General features: G+C 65.6%; 9 protein-coding genes and 1 pseudogene. 5 read left to right on the forward strand and 5 right to left on the reverse strand.

The window, feature by feature from the left end:
* The first annotated feature begins 58 nt into the window (after positions 1–58).
* Positions 59–616 carry a general stress protein gene (locus CXY83_RS11780; RefSeq protein ID WP_233200854.1) on the forward strand — a complete coding sequence of 186 codons (558 nt, stop codon included), beginning with the start codon at positions 59–61 and terminating at the stop codon, positions 614–616.
* A 73-nt stretch (positions 617–689) separates the two neighbouring features.
* Here the strand turns inward: CXY83_RS11780 and CXY83_RS11785 are convergent, their stop codons facing one another.
* A complete protein-coding gene (locus tag CXY83_RS11785; protein WP_104197540.1) occupies positions 690–2234 on the reverse strand; it encodes an aminopeptidase P family protein in 1545 nt (514 codons plus the stop codon).
* Positions 2235–2320: 86 nt separating this feature from the next.
* Positions 2321–3373 (reverse strand): endonuclease/exonuclease/phosphatase family protein, encoded by a 1053-nt coding sequence (locus tag CXY83_RS11790; RefSeq protein ID WP_104197541.1) that lies wholly within the window; start codon positions 3371–3373, stop codon positions 2321–2323.
* A gap of 86 nt (positions 3374–3459) precedes the next feature.
* Here CXY83_RS11790 and CXY83_RS11795 point away from each other — a divergent pair, with 86 nt between their 5' ends.
* Positions 3460–4329, forward strand: a complete 870-nt coding sequence (locus CXY83_RS11795) for a PHP domain-containing protein (protein ID WP_104197542.1) — start codon at positions 3460–3462, stop codon at positions 4327–4329.
* 108 nt (positions 4330–4437) lie between these two features.
* Here the strand turns inward: CXY83_RS11795 and CXY83_RS11800 are convergent, their stop codons facing one another.
* Positions 4438–6048, reverse strand: a complete 1611-nt coding sequence (locus tag CXY83_RS11800) for a DEAD/DEAH box helicase (protein ID WP_104197543.1) — start codon at positions 6046–6048, stop codon at positions 4438–4440.
* Between the two features lie 145 nt (positions 6049–6193).
* On the opposite strand from CXY83_RS11800, the gene CXY83_RS11805 reads away from it, so the two are divergent.
* Positions 6194–6934, forward strand: coding sequence for a ferritin-like fold-containing protein (locus tag CXY83_RS11805; protein WP_104197544.1), 741 nt, complete (start codon positions 6194–6196; stop codon positions 6932–6934).
* Between the two features lie 127 nt (positions 6935–7061).
* Here CXY83_RS11805 and CXY83_RS11810 read toward each other — a convergent pair whose 3' ends face one another.
* Both CXY83_RS11810 and CXY83_RS11815 read right to left on the reverse strand, forming a co-directional pair.
* Positions 7062–7370, reverse strand: a complete 309-nt coding sequence (locus tag CXY83_RS11810; RefSeq protein WP_104197545.1) for a hypothetical protein — start codon at positions 7368–7370, stop codon at positions 7062–7064.
* Between the two features lie 6 nt (positions 7371–7376).
* Complete coding sequence (locus tag CXY83_RS11815) at positions 7377–7601, reverse strand: DUF3107 domain-containing protein (protein WP_092108379.1); 225 nt, start codon at positions 7599–7601, stop codon at positions 7377–7379.
* A gap of 95 nt (positions 7602–7696) precedes the next feature.
* Here CXY83_RS11815 and CXY83_RS11820 point away from each other — a divergent pair, with 95 nt between their 5' ends.
* Together CXY83_RS11820 and CXY83_RS11825 are read left to right on the forward strand one after the other, a co-directional pair.
* Positions 7697–10873: an ATP-dependent DNA helicase gene (locus CXY83_RS11820; RefSeq protein WP_104197546.1), complete on the forward strand. Its 3177-nt coding sequence runs from the start codon at positions 7697–7699 to the stop codon at positions 10871–10873.
* Positions 10870–14109, forward strand: a pseudogene (locus CXY83_RS11825) (UvrD-helicase domain-containing protein); the annotation flags it as partial. The gene CXY83_RS11820 and the pseudogene CXY83_RS11825, both read left to right, overlap by 4 nt.
* Positions 14110–14148: the final 39 nt, after the last annotated feature.

Raw genomic sequence — 14148 nt, forward strand, 5'->3', positions numbered from 1 at the left:
ATCGAACATCGCTGATCAGGCACATTTCACGATCAGCACGGCGTGGAAGAATGGCGTGATGAGTAACCAGAGCCTTTTCTCCCGACGCCGCCCGGTGCTTCCTCCCGTGTTGCCCCGCGGGGAGGTGCTATCCACCTACGGCACCTATGCCGATGCGCAAGCCGCGGTCGATACGCTCGCAAAGGCCGACTTTCCGGTGAAACAACTTTCGATCGTGGGCAACGACCTCAAGAGTGTCGAGCGGGTGACCGGCAAACTCACCTACGGCCGGGTCGCGCTCGCGGGGGCGGCATCCGGTGCCTGGCTCGGAATCTTCTTCGGCATTCTGTTCTTTCTGTTCTCGCCCACCGGGTCGAGCCTGCCGTTCGTTTTTGCCGCACTCATCATGGGTGCCGGTTTTGGCATGCTGCTGGGTATCGCGAGCTATGCCATCAACCGGCGTCGACGCGACTTCACCTCGACCATGCAGGTCATTGCGACCAGCTATCAGATTATTGTCGACGTCGAATTGGTCAACCGGGCGCGAAACTTACTTGGTGGCAGTTCGACTGAACCGGCAGCTGCTGCACGCTCGGAAGTCCCTGTTGACCCGGCAGCCCCCGTGGAGCACGAGTAAAAATTCGCGATAAAGCGAAAGAGCACCGGGCCTGCCGCGCTGAACGGGTGCTCTCGTCGCTTCCGCGATGAATTCAGCGCTGTGCGGCAGCGATCCAGGCCTCGACCTCTGTCGCGGTGCGGGGGATGGCAGCTGAGAGGTTCTCGGCACCGGTGGGAGTCACCAGGATATCGTCCTCGATCCTCACGCCGATACCTCGGAACTCCGCCGGAACGGTGAGGTCGTCTGGCTGAAAGTACAAACCGGGTTCGATGGTGAAGACCATGCCCGGTTCGAGCACGCCATCCAGGTACATGTCGCGGCGCGCTTGCGCGCAGTCGTGCACGTCGATGCCGAGGTGGTGGCTGGTGCCGTGGACCATATAACGGCGGTGGTGGCCGTTTTCCGGCTGCAGGGCTTCGTCGGCGGTGACCGGCAGCATGCCCCACTCGGCGGTGCGCCGGGCGATCACGGCCATCGCCGCGGCGTGTACGTCACGGAACACAGCGCCGGGGCGAACGACGGCGAAGGCGGCATCCGCTGCCTCACGCACGGTTTCGTACACCAGGCGCTGCACGTCGGTGTACACGCCGTTGACCGGCAGGGTGCGGGTGATGTCGGCGGTGTAGTAGCTGTCGAGTTCAACGCCGGCGTCGATCAGGATGAGATCGCCGGGGGCGACGACGCCGTCGTTGCGGGTCCAGTGCAGGATGCACGCGTGTGGTCCGGAGGCTGCGATGGTGTCATAGCCGACCGTGTTGCCGTCGGTGCGGGCGCGGGTATTGAAGACGCCCTCCACCAGCCGCTCGCCGCGGGCGTGCTGGCTTGAGCGGGGCAGATCGGCGATGACATCGTCGAAGCCGCGGGCTGTTGCAGCGACGGCGAGGCGCATCTGCGCGATTTCAAAGGCGTCCTTCACCAGGCGCAGCTCGGAGAGGTCGCGGGTGAGACCGGCGTCAGGCTCGTGCTCGGCGTTTATCTCGATGCTGAACGGTGAGTCAGTGGCGTTGCTGCCGAGTACGCGCTCGGCGGCGAAACGCAGGCGGGCTTCATCGACCTGCTCGGTGACGGTCGGGTCTGCCGCGCGAAGTACGAGCGTTTCGCTGTCGACGGCGCTCAGCACGCCAGCGAGCTCGGCGATGCCGCGCACGTGGAGGGCGAGGTCGCTCGCGACCTGGGCGACCGATGGGCGCGGACCGATCCAGAATTCACCGATGTCGGGATTGGCGTAGAACTCGTCCGAGTCGCGGCCGGCTCGTTCTCGAAAGTACAGGGTCGCGTCGTGGCCGCCGGCTGCTGCCGGTTCGAGCACGAGTACGGCGCCGGGTTCGCTGTCACTGCCCCAACCGGTCAGGTAGGCGAAGGCGGAATGCGCGCGGAACGCGTAGTCGGTGTCGTTGGAGCGCTGTTTCAACCGGCCAGCCGGAATGATGAGGCGGTGCCCCGGGTACTGAGCCGAGAGACGTGCGCGGCGCGCGGCGGCGAAGGGCGCCTGCTCGCGGGCGCCAGGCAGGGCATCCGCACGGTCAGCCCAGCCGCTCGCGATGAACGATTTGAAACCGGTGGATCCGGGAGTCGTCGAACGGTTCTCGTTCGAGCGGGCAGCGGGAATGAGAGGAAGAGCAGTGGTATCAGCCATCTCACTAGTCTGGCACCGGACTCTGGGCGGTGGCCGATCATGCTGGTGTGGATGCCGGGCTAAGCGGATGCGGGACCCGGCAGAAACTATCTGGCCGGTGTGAGAGTGGTGACGATCGGGCGGTGATCGCTGCCGGCGTCGTCGAGCGACTCGATCACCTGCAGCGTGGTCACCTGCCAGTTCACGGTCGCCATCACATGATCGATCGGGGTGCCGAGGAGCGCCGGAATGCTTGTGGGCCAGGTGCCGACGGCTGCCGCACCGGCCGAAAGAGCGGAATCCGCGCAGTTACCGAGAACAGCAGTCACGCCTTCGTTGGCCCGGCCGGCCATGTGGTCGAGCGTTGAGTTGAAATCGCCCGCCAGGATCACGTTGTCGCCCTGGCACTGGCTGGCGAGCCAGTCGAGGTCGCTGCGCCAATTCGACATCTCGTACTGAATCGGGGCGACGGCGTGCACGGCAACAATAGTCGGGCCACTCCCGTCGACCGGTTCGGCCACGACGGTGGGCAGTACGTTGGTGTTGCCGGGCGGGCCGGAACCCGCAGCGTTGGTCACGGCGTAGTCACCGAGGTCGGGGCTGATCAGCAGCGTCGTTGACCGAGCCTTGGAGATCAGATCGAACGAGAGCGTGTGCACCCACATGGGGCGGCCGGCCGCGCGCATCATTTCGGCGATCTGAATCCCGGTCGCCTCCGTTGTCTCGGGCAGGGTCAGAACGTCGGCTTTCTGGGCGAGCGCCAGTTCTGCGATGACCGCAGCGCCGGAAGCGTCGCCGAGCGTGTTCCAGCTGAGTACCGTGACGGTGGCGGCATCCGTTTTGGCGTCGGCTGGACCCGTGTTTTCCCGGGCGGTAACCGCGGTAAAACCGCGAGATGCAAGAATGCCAGCATTCGCCACGGCGAATAATACCAGCAGCACCATGGCCATGCTGAGGATTGGGCGGAGTGGCCGTATGAATCGGAGCAATCCAAGCACAATGAGGCCAACGATCGCGCCGATCACGGCGATCGCACGAAACGAGACGAGATGCGCAACGACCCAGGTGGTGTGCAGGCCGAATGCCTGCGGCCAGGTCAGGACCAGCAGAAGAACGGCGGCGGCAAGGAGAATCAGTGCCCGGAGGACTCGCGTGAACATTATTCTGAACCCTAGATCAGAATTCTGGGGAATCCCCAGCGCTGCACCGCGGGGAAGAGGCGGGGGCGTCCAACTAGCATGGGGTTATGGCAGTCGTGCGGCAATTTCAGGGTCCGATTGATCTGCACGCGCACTCGAGCGTGTCAGACGGCACCGAAACGCCGGCGGAACTGGTTCGTGCGGCGGCCGGTGCGGGGCTCGGAACGGTTGCCCTGACCGACCACGACTCTACCGCCGGCTGGGCTGCGGCATCCACTGCCGCGCGCGCCGCGCGAATCACGCTTATTCCCGGAATGGAATTCAGTACGCGGGTGCAGTACGCCAGTGTTCATCTGTTGGCATATCTTTTCGATCCGGCCGATTCTGCACTACTGGCCGAAGTGACGCGGGTGCGGGCAGCTCGCCTGAGCCGCGCGGAGCAGATGGTGGCCCGCATCGGTATGGACTACGACCTCAGCTGGGACGATGTACTCGCCCAGACCACGCCCGGTGCGACTGTCGGCCGGCCGCACATCGCCGACGCGCTCGTCGCGCGCGGTCACGCGCTCAACCGCAGCGCGGCTTTCGCCGACATTTTGCATTGGAAGGCCGGCTACTTTCAACCGCACTACGCGCCAGATCCGTTACACGCGATCGAACTCGTGCGTGCCGCCGGGGGAGTGCCGGTTATCGCCCATCCCGCCACGCGGGGTATCGCCGACGTGGTCTCGGAATCGCGGCTGAAGACGATGGTGGGAGCGGGGCTGTTCGGCCTCGAACTCGAGCATCGCGAGAACAACCCGGAACCCACAGCGCGCCTGTACGAACTCGCCACCAAATTTGGGCTGTATGTCACCGGTTCGAGCGACTACCACGGCACCGGCAAACCCAATCGGTTCGGCGAGAACACGACCGCCCCCGAGGTGCTCGACCGCATCATCGCTGAGGGCCACGGCTCCGCGCCCGTCTACGGCTGACCTTCTCAGTGAGTGCCGTGGCCGTGCTCGACAAAGCCCGGCACGAAAGCTGCCATGGCCGAAACGGTGGCAGCCCGCATGCCGGGCGTTGACAGAGCTGATCAGGGACTAGATGGTGTTGCCGGTCTGCGGCGAGCGACGACGCGTGCGGCTGCGGCGCAGCGGTGCGTTGTTGCCGTCGTGGTGCTCGGTTCCGCCGCCGTCGTGTGTGCCGGCTGCCGGGGTTGCGGCGGGGGCGTCGGGGTTGGTGCTGGAACTTACGCGGGTACGTGACCGCGTCGGTCGACCCGTGTCGTCCCCACCGTCGCGTACCGGGCTCGTTGCCGGTCGGTCGGAGCCGCGCGGGGAATCGCCACGCCGGTCGCTGTGGGTACCTTCGGAGCGGCCGCCTTCGGAGCGAGCGCCTTCCGAGCGGCCGCCGCGAGCCGCACCGGAGCGACCAGTGTCTGAGCGGCTGCCGGCTGCGGAGCGTGCACCTCCGGAGCGACCGGCGCCGCCGGTGCGAGCCTCGCCAGCAGTGACGTCCTTCACCGGGGTTGCCCGCAGGCGTCCTTTGGATCCGGCCGGAATATTGAGGTCGGTGTAGAGGTGCGGTGACGACGAGTAGGTTTCCATCGGTTCCGGCTGGCCGAATTCCAGTGCCTTGTTGATGAGGGACCACTTGTGCAGGTCATCCCAGTCGACGAAGGTCACGGCGATACCGGTTTTACCGGCGCGCCCGGTGCGACCCACGCGGTGCAGGTACGCCTTCTCGTCCTCGGGAATAGTGTGGTTGATGACGTGGGTGACATCTTCGACGTCGATGCCGCGAGCAGCGACATCCGTTGCGATCAGGATTTCTTTCTTGCCGCTTTTGAAGCTGGCCATGGCGCGTTCGCGCTGTTCCTGGTTCAGGTCGCCGTGCACGGCCGTGGCGTTGAAGCCGCGGTCGCCGAGTTCTTCAACGAGCTTCGCGGCGGCGCGCTTGGTACGGGTGAAGATGATGGTCTTGCCGCGGCCCTCCGCCATGAGGATGCGGCCGATGACCTCGTCCTTGTCCATGTTGTGCGCACGGTAGACGAGGTGCTCGATGTTGGCCTGCATCAGGCCCTCATCGGGGTCGGTCGCGCGAATGTGAATCGGGCGGTTCATGAAGCGCCGGGCCAGGGCCACGATAGGTCCGGGCATCGTCGCCGAGAACAGCATGGTGTGGCGGGTCGACGGAGTCTGCGCGAACAGTTTCTCGATGTCGGAAAGAAAACCGAGGTCGAGCATCTTGTCGGCTTCGTCGAGCACCATTTCGCGCACGTTGGCGAGGGTGAGCAGGCGCTGGCTGGCCAAATCGAGCAGGCGGCCGGGGGTTCCGACCACGATCTGTGCGCCGGCCTTGAGCTGTTCGATCTGACCCTCATAGGCCTTGCCGCCGTAGATGGAGACGATCTTGGTGTTACGGCCGGTTGCGGCGAGCTCGAGATCTTCCGAGACCTGCACGCATAGTTCACGCGTCGGAACGACGATGAGGGCCTGCACGCCGGACTCGGGATCGAGGCCGAGGCGTTGAATGACCGGAAGGCCGAAGCCGAAGGTTTTGCCGGTGCCGGTCTTGGCCTGGCCGATGATGTCCTGGCCGGCGAGCGCGAGCGGAATGGTCTGGGTCTGAATGGGGAACGGTTCGAGGATGCCCTTGGCGGCAAGGGAGTCGACCATGTCCTGGTCAATATTAAGTTCGGAGAAAGTCACGAATGTTTGCCTGTCATTAACTGGAAGCGAAGTGCGCCCGTTTTTGCGTCTCGGGCAGCGGCCGCCGATCCTTGTCGGCGACGTAATTCCAGCTTACTGCCCCGTCTGTACCGCGGCCACAGGCGCGCTGTCCTAAGCTGAGCCAGTGGTCACGTGGTTCGGTCGGCGCCCGCAGCGCAATGAAGCCCCGCGGCTTTCCGCCCGCGGGGCGCTCCAGCCGACCGAAAAAGTGGACATCAGTTCGCTGGCCCCCGGCGTGCAGCATTTTCTGGGCCAAGCCGCCTACTGCGAGCTCGGGGAATTCGAAAGTCTGGCCCGCGCCGTGGCCACCGCGCCGAATCTTGCCGTGAAGGAAGGCCTCAGCGCCGCCGCAGGTCGAACCTTGAGCAAGCATCACGGTCTGATCACCGAGATTCGACGCCGCGGGCACGATCCGGCCACCGAGATGGCCCCGTTTGTCGCGAGTCTTGACGAGTTTCGCCGCAACACCAGCGGCGCCGACTGGCATGAGCTGCTCCTGAGCTGCTATCTCGCGGGCGGCCTCCTCGAGGACTTCTTCATCCGGCTATCGGACGGCCTGCCGCGCGATATCGGACCGAGGGTGGCGCGGCTCCTCGGCGAAAATTCCGGCACCGACGTGCTCGTGCACGAACTGCAGACCGCCATTGAAAACGACGTCGAGCTCGGCTCCCGGCTGGCTATGTGGGGCCGTCGGCTCGTCGGCGATACCCTGCTTGTGGCTCGCTCGGCGATGCCGGCAACGGACCCAGGCACCGACTCGACCGCTGGCCCTGGCGCCGCGGCCGAGGCGCGAATCGAACCGGTCTTCACCGAACTCATTGCCGCGCACACCCGCCGCATGGACGGTCTCGGCCTGACGGCCTGACGCCTGGGGTATCGGTCAGGCGCTTGGGTAGGTGGCCAACCAGTTTTTTCGATGCCTCCGTACGACCAATCATCGCGACCCCTCATACGCCGAGGCGGGCCGGACGGCTAGAGGGGTCGCGAGGGATTTACGCGGTGGCGGCGGACCCGGTGTTGGCGAGGCGTTGCAGCAGCCGATGGTCGGCATGAATGCGTCGCCGACTGATCACCAGATTCAGCACGACGGATGACACGGCGGCGCCGCCAAGAGACATCCACCAGATCCAGCCACCGGCCCAGTTCCAGCCGAGCCAGGTCAGGGCGACCCAGACAGCAGATGCAGCAGCCGTTCCGATCGCTGGAACCAGCACCGAACCCTGCGTCGACCGACCGGGCAGAAAATACCGTGCGCCGAGGCCGATGAGAGCTCCGAACAGTGCGACGAACAGGAGTTCCATGGTGCTTTAGGCGACGAAACCGACGCGACGCGATTCTTCGCTGCCGAGTTCGACGTAGGCCAGGCCGACGGTCGGAACGATATAGACGCGACCCTTGCTGTCGCTGAGCTTCAGATAGCCGGTCTGACCGGAAAGAGCCGCAGCAACGGTCTCCTCAATCTCGGTCGCTGGCTGCGATGTCTCGAAACCGATCTCCCGGGGGGAGTTGAAAATACCAATGCGAATGTCCATAGAACTGCCTTTCGTAGCCTTGCGCCCAGAGTACGACAGAACGCGTCACCGTCCGGACAGAGTTCACTGTCGGCGCAACCCGTTACCGTTGAAATGTGACCAACCACACCCTTGATTCCGCCCAGACGGCCGTTCTCGAGCTCCCCGACGGGGTCAGTGCCGCGGTGATCGGCGCGCCCGGCTCGGGCAAGACGACCACGCTCGTCGAACTCGTCGCCGACAGGGTGCTCAACCGGGGGTATTCTCCGAGCGAGGTATTGGTACTGGTACCGACCCGCGCCGGAGCCACGGAGCTGCGCGACCGGCTCGCGCTGCGCCTTGGCGTACCGACGAACGGCCCGCTGGCTCGCAGCGCCAACTCGGTGGCCTTCCAGATTGTGCGTTCGGCCGTCGCGCAGGCCGGCGGTCCGACTCCCACTCTGCTCACCGGTGGTGAGCAAGACCAGATCATTGCCGAGCTGTTGCAGGGCCACATTGACGATGAGACCGGCCCGGCCTGGCCGACTACCCTCGGTCCCGATGTGCGCCGCTTGCGGGGCTTTCGCACCGAACTTCGCGATCTCATGATGCGCGCGGTCGAATACGGTGTCTCGCCGGGGCAGCTCGAGCGTTTCGCAGTCGGACGTGCAGAGTGGGTGGCGGCGGCCGAGTTCATTCGCGGTTATGAAGAGGCCAAAGACCAGGCCCGTCCCGGCCAATACGACTCGACCGAGCTGGCTCGCTATGCTGCCGCTGTCGTCGCGGGCGCCCAGATTGGACCGGCCGGCGTTGCAACGCTCGGCTCCCTCGCCCAACTGCGCCTGATCGTGCTTGACGATGCCCAGGAAGTCACGCAGGCCACGATCACGCTGTTGGCCCAGTTTCAGACGCGCGGGGTGGCGATCATCGCCGTAGGTGACCCCGACATCAGCACCGGCTCGTTTCACGGTGCGCATCCGGATGCCCTCGGTCGCCTCGGCTCGTATCTCAGCGAGGGCCGGGCCATACCGGAAGGCCGTGTGGCCGCGCCGATCGTGCTGCAGACGGTGTATCGGCACGGCGCGAACATCCGTCGAGTCGTTGCGCAGGTCACCGGCCGGATCGGCGCCGCCGCGGCTGGCACCCAGCGTGCTGCGGCCGGTCACGATTCGACAGAAGCGAGTGAGCGTTCAGTGCAGACCGTGGTTGCGACCAGCCCGGCCGATCAGCTCGCGGTGATCGCCCGGCTGCTGCGCGAACGCCACGTGATCGATGCAATTCCCTGGTCGCGTATGGCCGTGATCGTGCGCACCGGAGCGCTCGTGCCGTCGATTTCCAAGGGGCTCGCCGCACTCGAGGTGCCGACTCAGATCTCCACCGCGAGCACAGCCCTGCGTGACGAATACGCGGTGAGGGCGTTCATTTTGGCACTCGAGGTGACCCTGGGGCGCAAACCGCTCGACCCCGAAGCGGCGATCCAGTTGCTGCGCGGTCCGCTCGGTGGGCTCGACCCGATCACGCTGCGCCGGCTACGTGCTGCGTTGCGCCAGCACGAACTGGCCACTGACACTCCCACACCGCGCAGCGCTGACGAGCTGCTCGTCGTCGCACTGCAGACCCCCGACCTGCTCGCCACCATCGATAACCGCACCGCTCGCCGCGCAGCCGGCTGCGGAGCGAGTCTGCGCGACGCGAAAATCGAATATGAAGCCGGTGCCACCATCGAGGAACTGCTCTGGGGTCTCTGGCAGCGCAGCGGACTTGATCGCGAGTGGAAAGAACAGTCCACCGGCACCGGAATCGTCGCCGACGAAGCCAATCACAACCTTGACGCCGTCGTCGCCCTGTTCTCGGCGGCGCAGCGCTACGTCGAACGCACCCCGTCAGCCCCGCCGGTACTTTTCCTGGAACACCTCGTCGATACCGATGTGCCCGAAGATACGCTCGCGCCGCGTGCCCTGGGCGCGGCCGTTACCGTGTCTACCCCAAGCGGCACCGTCGGGCGCGATTTCGACATTGTCGTGGTGGCCGGCGTGCAGGCCAATGTCTGGCCCGACCTGCGCATCCGTGGCTCCCTGCTCGGCGCTGGCGACCTGGCCGTGGTCGCCACGGGCCAGGACGGCACCGGGCACGACGCTGCCGGCACCGACGCGCGCACCGCGGTTCTCCACGACGAATTGCGCATGTTCGCCCAGGCCGTCAGTCGTGCCACGACTGAACTGCTCGTCACCGCCGTGAGCAATCAAGAAAACGAGCCGTCGGTCTTCCTTCGTCTGCTGCCAGACCCCGAGCCTGAGCGGGCTGTCGACGATTTTGCCCGTTATCCCCTGTCGTTGCGCGGCCTGGCCGGGCGGATGCGCCGTGACCTGACCCGGGCTATCCGCTCACCGGCCCGCATCGACTCCGAGACGGTCGCCCGCGCAGCGGATGCCGCGGCCACTCTGTCCCGCCTGGCCAGCGAAAACGTGCCCGGCGCCGCACCGGATCAGTGGTACGGCCTGACCGATCCGAGTACCGTGCGCCCGCTCAACGACTCCGTGGCCGGTGATGATCCGGTGCGTGTCTCGCCGTCGCGAATGGCCGCCTTCGAAACCTGTCCGTTGCACTGGCTGATCGGGCAGGTCGGCGGCGGCAACTCGAGTACCGCCGCCAACCTCGGCACGATCATTCACAAGGTCATGGAAGACTGCGTCGACCGTCGGCCAGAGGCGCTCTGGCAGGGCGTGGAGTCCCGCTGGAACGAACTCGACTTCGACGCCGACTGGCAGTCACGCGTGCAGAAAGTCGCCGCCAGAGCGCTCACCGACCGGCTCGCCTCGTACCTGCTCGATTTCGAGAATGGGGGCGGTGAGCTGCTGAGCGCCGAGGGGACCTTTCAACTGGAAGTGAGCGGTGCCGTGCTGTCGGGCACCATCGACCGAGTGGAACGCCAGGCCGACGGACGGGCCGTGATCGTCGACCTGAAAACCGGCAAGGGCGACGCGACAAGCGATGTAGGCGTCGCGGAGCATCCACAGCTCGGCGCCTACCAGCTGGCGTTTCAGGAGGGCGTCATCGAGGGCGTTTCCGGCGACATGGCGCTGGCCGGTGCCCGTCTGGTCATCATCTCCTCCGGAACGGTCAAACAGAACTACCGCAATCCCACCCAGCCCACCTTCACCCCGGAGCAGCTCGACGCATTTCGCACCCGGGTAAGCGACGACGCGGCCGGCATGGGCGGCAGCACTTTCATCGCCGAAATAACCGCGCACTGCCTCGACCCGCGAAGTCACGGGTCCTGCCGCATCCACATCATCAAGCAGGTCAGCTCATGAGTCTCACGACAACGGTCACCACATCAGTCACCACGGTCTCCGCCCTCGACATTGCCTCGGAGCTCAGGCTTCCTCCGCCCACCGATGAGCAGCAGGAGGTCATCGAGGCGCCGCTCAGGCCGACCCTGGTGGTCGCCGGCGCTGGAAGCGGCAAGACCGAGACGATGGCCAACCGGGTACTGTGGCTACTGGCCAACGGCCACGTTCGCCCCGACCAGATTCTCGGCCTCACCTTCACCCGCAAGGCCGCCGGCGAGCTGAGCGATCGCATCAATAAGCGCATCGCCGACCTCGATGCCGCCGGACTGATACCGATCATCGCCAACTCAGACGCCAGCTCAGGCGCCGGGTCGGCGGCTGAGCCTTCCGACCTCTTCAACACGCCGAGCGTCTCCACGTACAACTCTTTTGCCAGCCGGCTGTTCACCGACAATGCCCTGTTGCTCGGCCGGGAGCCGGAATCTGTCCTGCTCAGTGAAACGAGCGCCTGGCTGCTCGCTCGGCGCGTGGTCATCGATCACGGCGACGGTCGCCTGGTGCCCTACGGCAAGAGCGTCGACCAGGTCACCGACGCCGTGCTGCAACTCAGTCGTGCCGTCGCTGAGAACCCGCCGCCCTGGCACAACGGCGCGCCGGGAACCCCGCACGACCTCGCGGGCCTGGCCGAAAGTTTCGTTTACCTGGGTGATTTGCCCTACGGCAACCCGCGTAAGAAAAAGCCGTACGACTCGGTGGTCGATGCCTTGGCCGCAGTAGCGCCATTGCCGGTGCTCGCCGAACTCGCTGCGCAGTACAGCAGTGAGAAGCGCCGTCTCGGCCTCATCGAATTCTCCGACCAAGTGGCCCTCGCGCTTCAGGTCTGCCAGAAAGTCGATGCGGTCGTCGACCGCTATCGCGAGCAGTACCGTGTCGTGCTGCTCGACGAATACCAGGACACCTCCGTACTGCAGACCGAGCTGTTGCATACGCTCTTTCACAACCACCCGGTAATGGCCGTCGGTGACCCGCACCAGTCGATTTACGGATGGCGCGGCGCCAGCTCGGCAAATTTGCTCGGCTTCGAGCGAGATTTCAACACCAGCGACGCCAGTCCGGCGTCCGCAGCGCCGACCATGTCGCTGTCCTTCACCTGGCGGAACCCCTCCCTCGTTCTCGACGCTGCGAATGCCGTCGTCGATCCGCTGAGTCAAACGCTGCGCGCCCAACCTGGCGGAATCCAGGTCGAAACACTCAAGGTGCCAGCCGGCACCAGGGCCGGCGGCATTGACGCGCTCATGGCGGAGACCATTGCCGATGAGGCCGATGCGGTAGCCGACTGGTTCGCCGCCCGGCTCGTTGGTGATCACACCGGTGCCATGCTTTTTCGGGCGCGCCGGGAAATGGACTACTTCGCCGAGGTGCTGCGCTCCCATGGCGTGCGCGCGCACGTGCTGGGCCTTGGTGGATTGCTTTCCACACCAGAGGTCGCCGACGTCGTGAGCGTCCTACGGGTGGTGCACGATCCTGCTGCCGGCAGCGAGCTCGTGCGCCTCCTCAGCGGCGCTCGCTACCGCGTCGGCGCACGCGACCTGCAGGCTCTCGCCAATGTGGCACGCTGGCTGGCCCGGCACGATTGGGCCCAGAAAGCCATTTCGGCCGATCTGCGGGGCAAGCTGCGGGCATCCGTCGCCGGTGATGAGGGCAGCTCCCTGGTTGATGCGCTCGACTTTCTGGGCACAGCCCCTGACTCTCACGGCCAATTCGCGGAGTTCAGCGAGCTGGGGCGCGCCCGCGTGCAGTCGGCCGGCCGGCAACTGGCGTGGCTGCGCTCCCGCGCCAGCCTGCCGCTGCTCGACTTCGTGCGGCTGATCGAACAGGAATTTCGGCTCGACATCGAACTGACCGCGAACGAGGACAACGACCTCGGACTCGCCAACCTGTATTCCTTCCACGACACGGTGGCCGCATTCCTCGACAGCGACGAGCAGGGCACCCTGGCCAGTTTTCTGCGCTGGCTGAAGCGGGCAGAGCTGCAAGACGACCTTGGCCCGCGCGCTGAAATATCGGAACAGGGCACCGTGCAGTTGCTGACGATTCACGGCGCCAAGGGCCTCGAATGGGATTTTGTCGCCATTCCCAACCTCACCGAGAAAAGCCTGCCCGCGTTGGCTCACGATTCCAGCGGGTGGCTGCGCTTCGGCGAGCTGCCCTACGGCTTTCGGGGCGATCGCTCCGAGCTACCCGAGCTCGAAGTCGCCGGTCACGACACCCAGCTCGATTATGACCTGGCTTTCCAGACCTACAAGGAGCAGTTGGCGACGCGGCACGACGACGAAGAACGCCGACTCATCTATGTCGCCATCACCCGTGCCAAGCAAGATCTCCTGCTGACCGGCTCCTTCTGGGGCCCGGGAGTGACGGTTCGAAAGCCCAGCCGCTACCTGGTAGAACTCGCCGAAGCCGGGCTCATCCGGGCCATCCCCGACACGAGCACCGAGGTCGAGAAACCTGGCTCCGCCTCCAGCGGCACGGAGCTGTGGCCGTTCGACCCGCTTGGCACCCGCCGCGCTCTCGTCGAAGCCGCCGCGACCCGCGTCTTGAGCAGCACTGCGGATGCTCCCACCCGCTGGTCCCACGCGGTTACCCTGCTGCTTGAAGAACGTGCCCTGCGGTTGGCCGGTGGCGCTGTCACCCCGGTTCCCACCCGCATCCCCGCATCCCGGTTCAAAGACTACGTCGACGACCCTGCCGGAGTTGCTGCCGAACTGCGCCGCCCCATGCCGCAGCGCCCCTACCGAGCCACACGGCTCGGCACCCTGTTTCACTCCTGGGTGGAGCAGCGTGCCGGCGGTGCGACCGGTACCGATCGCGTCGATGCCGCGCTGAACGAACTGGACTTCGGCGATGACGATGCGGGCGACGGCGGTGCTGGCGACGACGGCGGTGCCGGCGCACTGAACGACCTCGCCGTGCCCGAGCAGGAACAGTTTGCGGTTCTGCAGGCCACCTTTGAACGGTCCGAATGGGCCGATCGAGCGCCGGTCGACGTCGAGATTGAAATTCACCACGTGCTCGCGGGCCAGGTCTTCGTCTGCAAGCTCGACGCCGTCTATCGCACCGAAGCGGGGTATCAGGTCGTCGACTGGAAAACCGGGCGGGCTCCCAAGAATGCCGCTGACCTCGAACTGAAGCAAACCCAACTCGCGCTCTACCGGTTGGCCTACGCCCGGTGGAAGGGAATCGATCCGAGCATTGTCGACGCCGTGTTCTATTTCGTCGCCGACGACACCGTCATT

The organism is Cryobacterium sp. M15 (genome assembly GCF_002929675.1).
Lineage (GTDB): Bacteria > Actinomycetota > Actinomycetes > Actinomycetales > Microbacteriaceae > Cryobacterium > Cryobacterium lyxosi.

Excerpts from the sequence above, each read along its gene's own strand:
- CXY83_RS11780 (WP_233200854.1), top strand. The coding sequence starts at position 59 with ATGAGTAACCAGAGCCTTTTCTCCCGACGCCGCCCGGTGCTTCCTCCC.
- CXY83_RS11810 (WP_104197545.1), bottom strand. The coding sequence starts at position 7,370 with ATGGAACTCCTGTTCGTCGCACTGTTCGGAGCTCTCATCGGCCTCGGC.
- CXY83_RS11785 (WP_104197540.1), bottom strand. The coding sequence starts at position 2,234 with ATGGCTGATACCACTGCTCTTCCTCTCATTCCCGCTGCCCGCTCGAAC.
- CXY83_RS11815 (WP_092108379.1), bottom strand. The coding sequence starts at position 7,601 with ATGGACATTCGCATTGGTATTTTCAACTCCCCCCGGGAGATCGGTTTC.
- CXY83_RS11795 (WP_104197542.1), top strand. The coding sequence starts at position 3,460 with ATGGCAGTCGTGCGGCAATTTCAGGGTCCGATTGATCTGCACGCGCAC.
- CXY83_RS11790 (WP_104197541.1), bottom strand. The coding sequence starts at position 3,373 with ATGTTCACGCGAGTCCTCCGGGCACTGATTCTCCTTGCCGCCGCCGTT.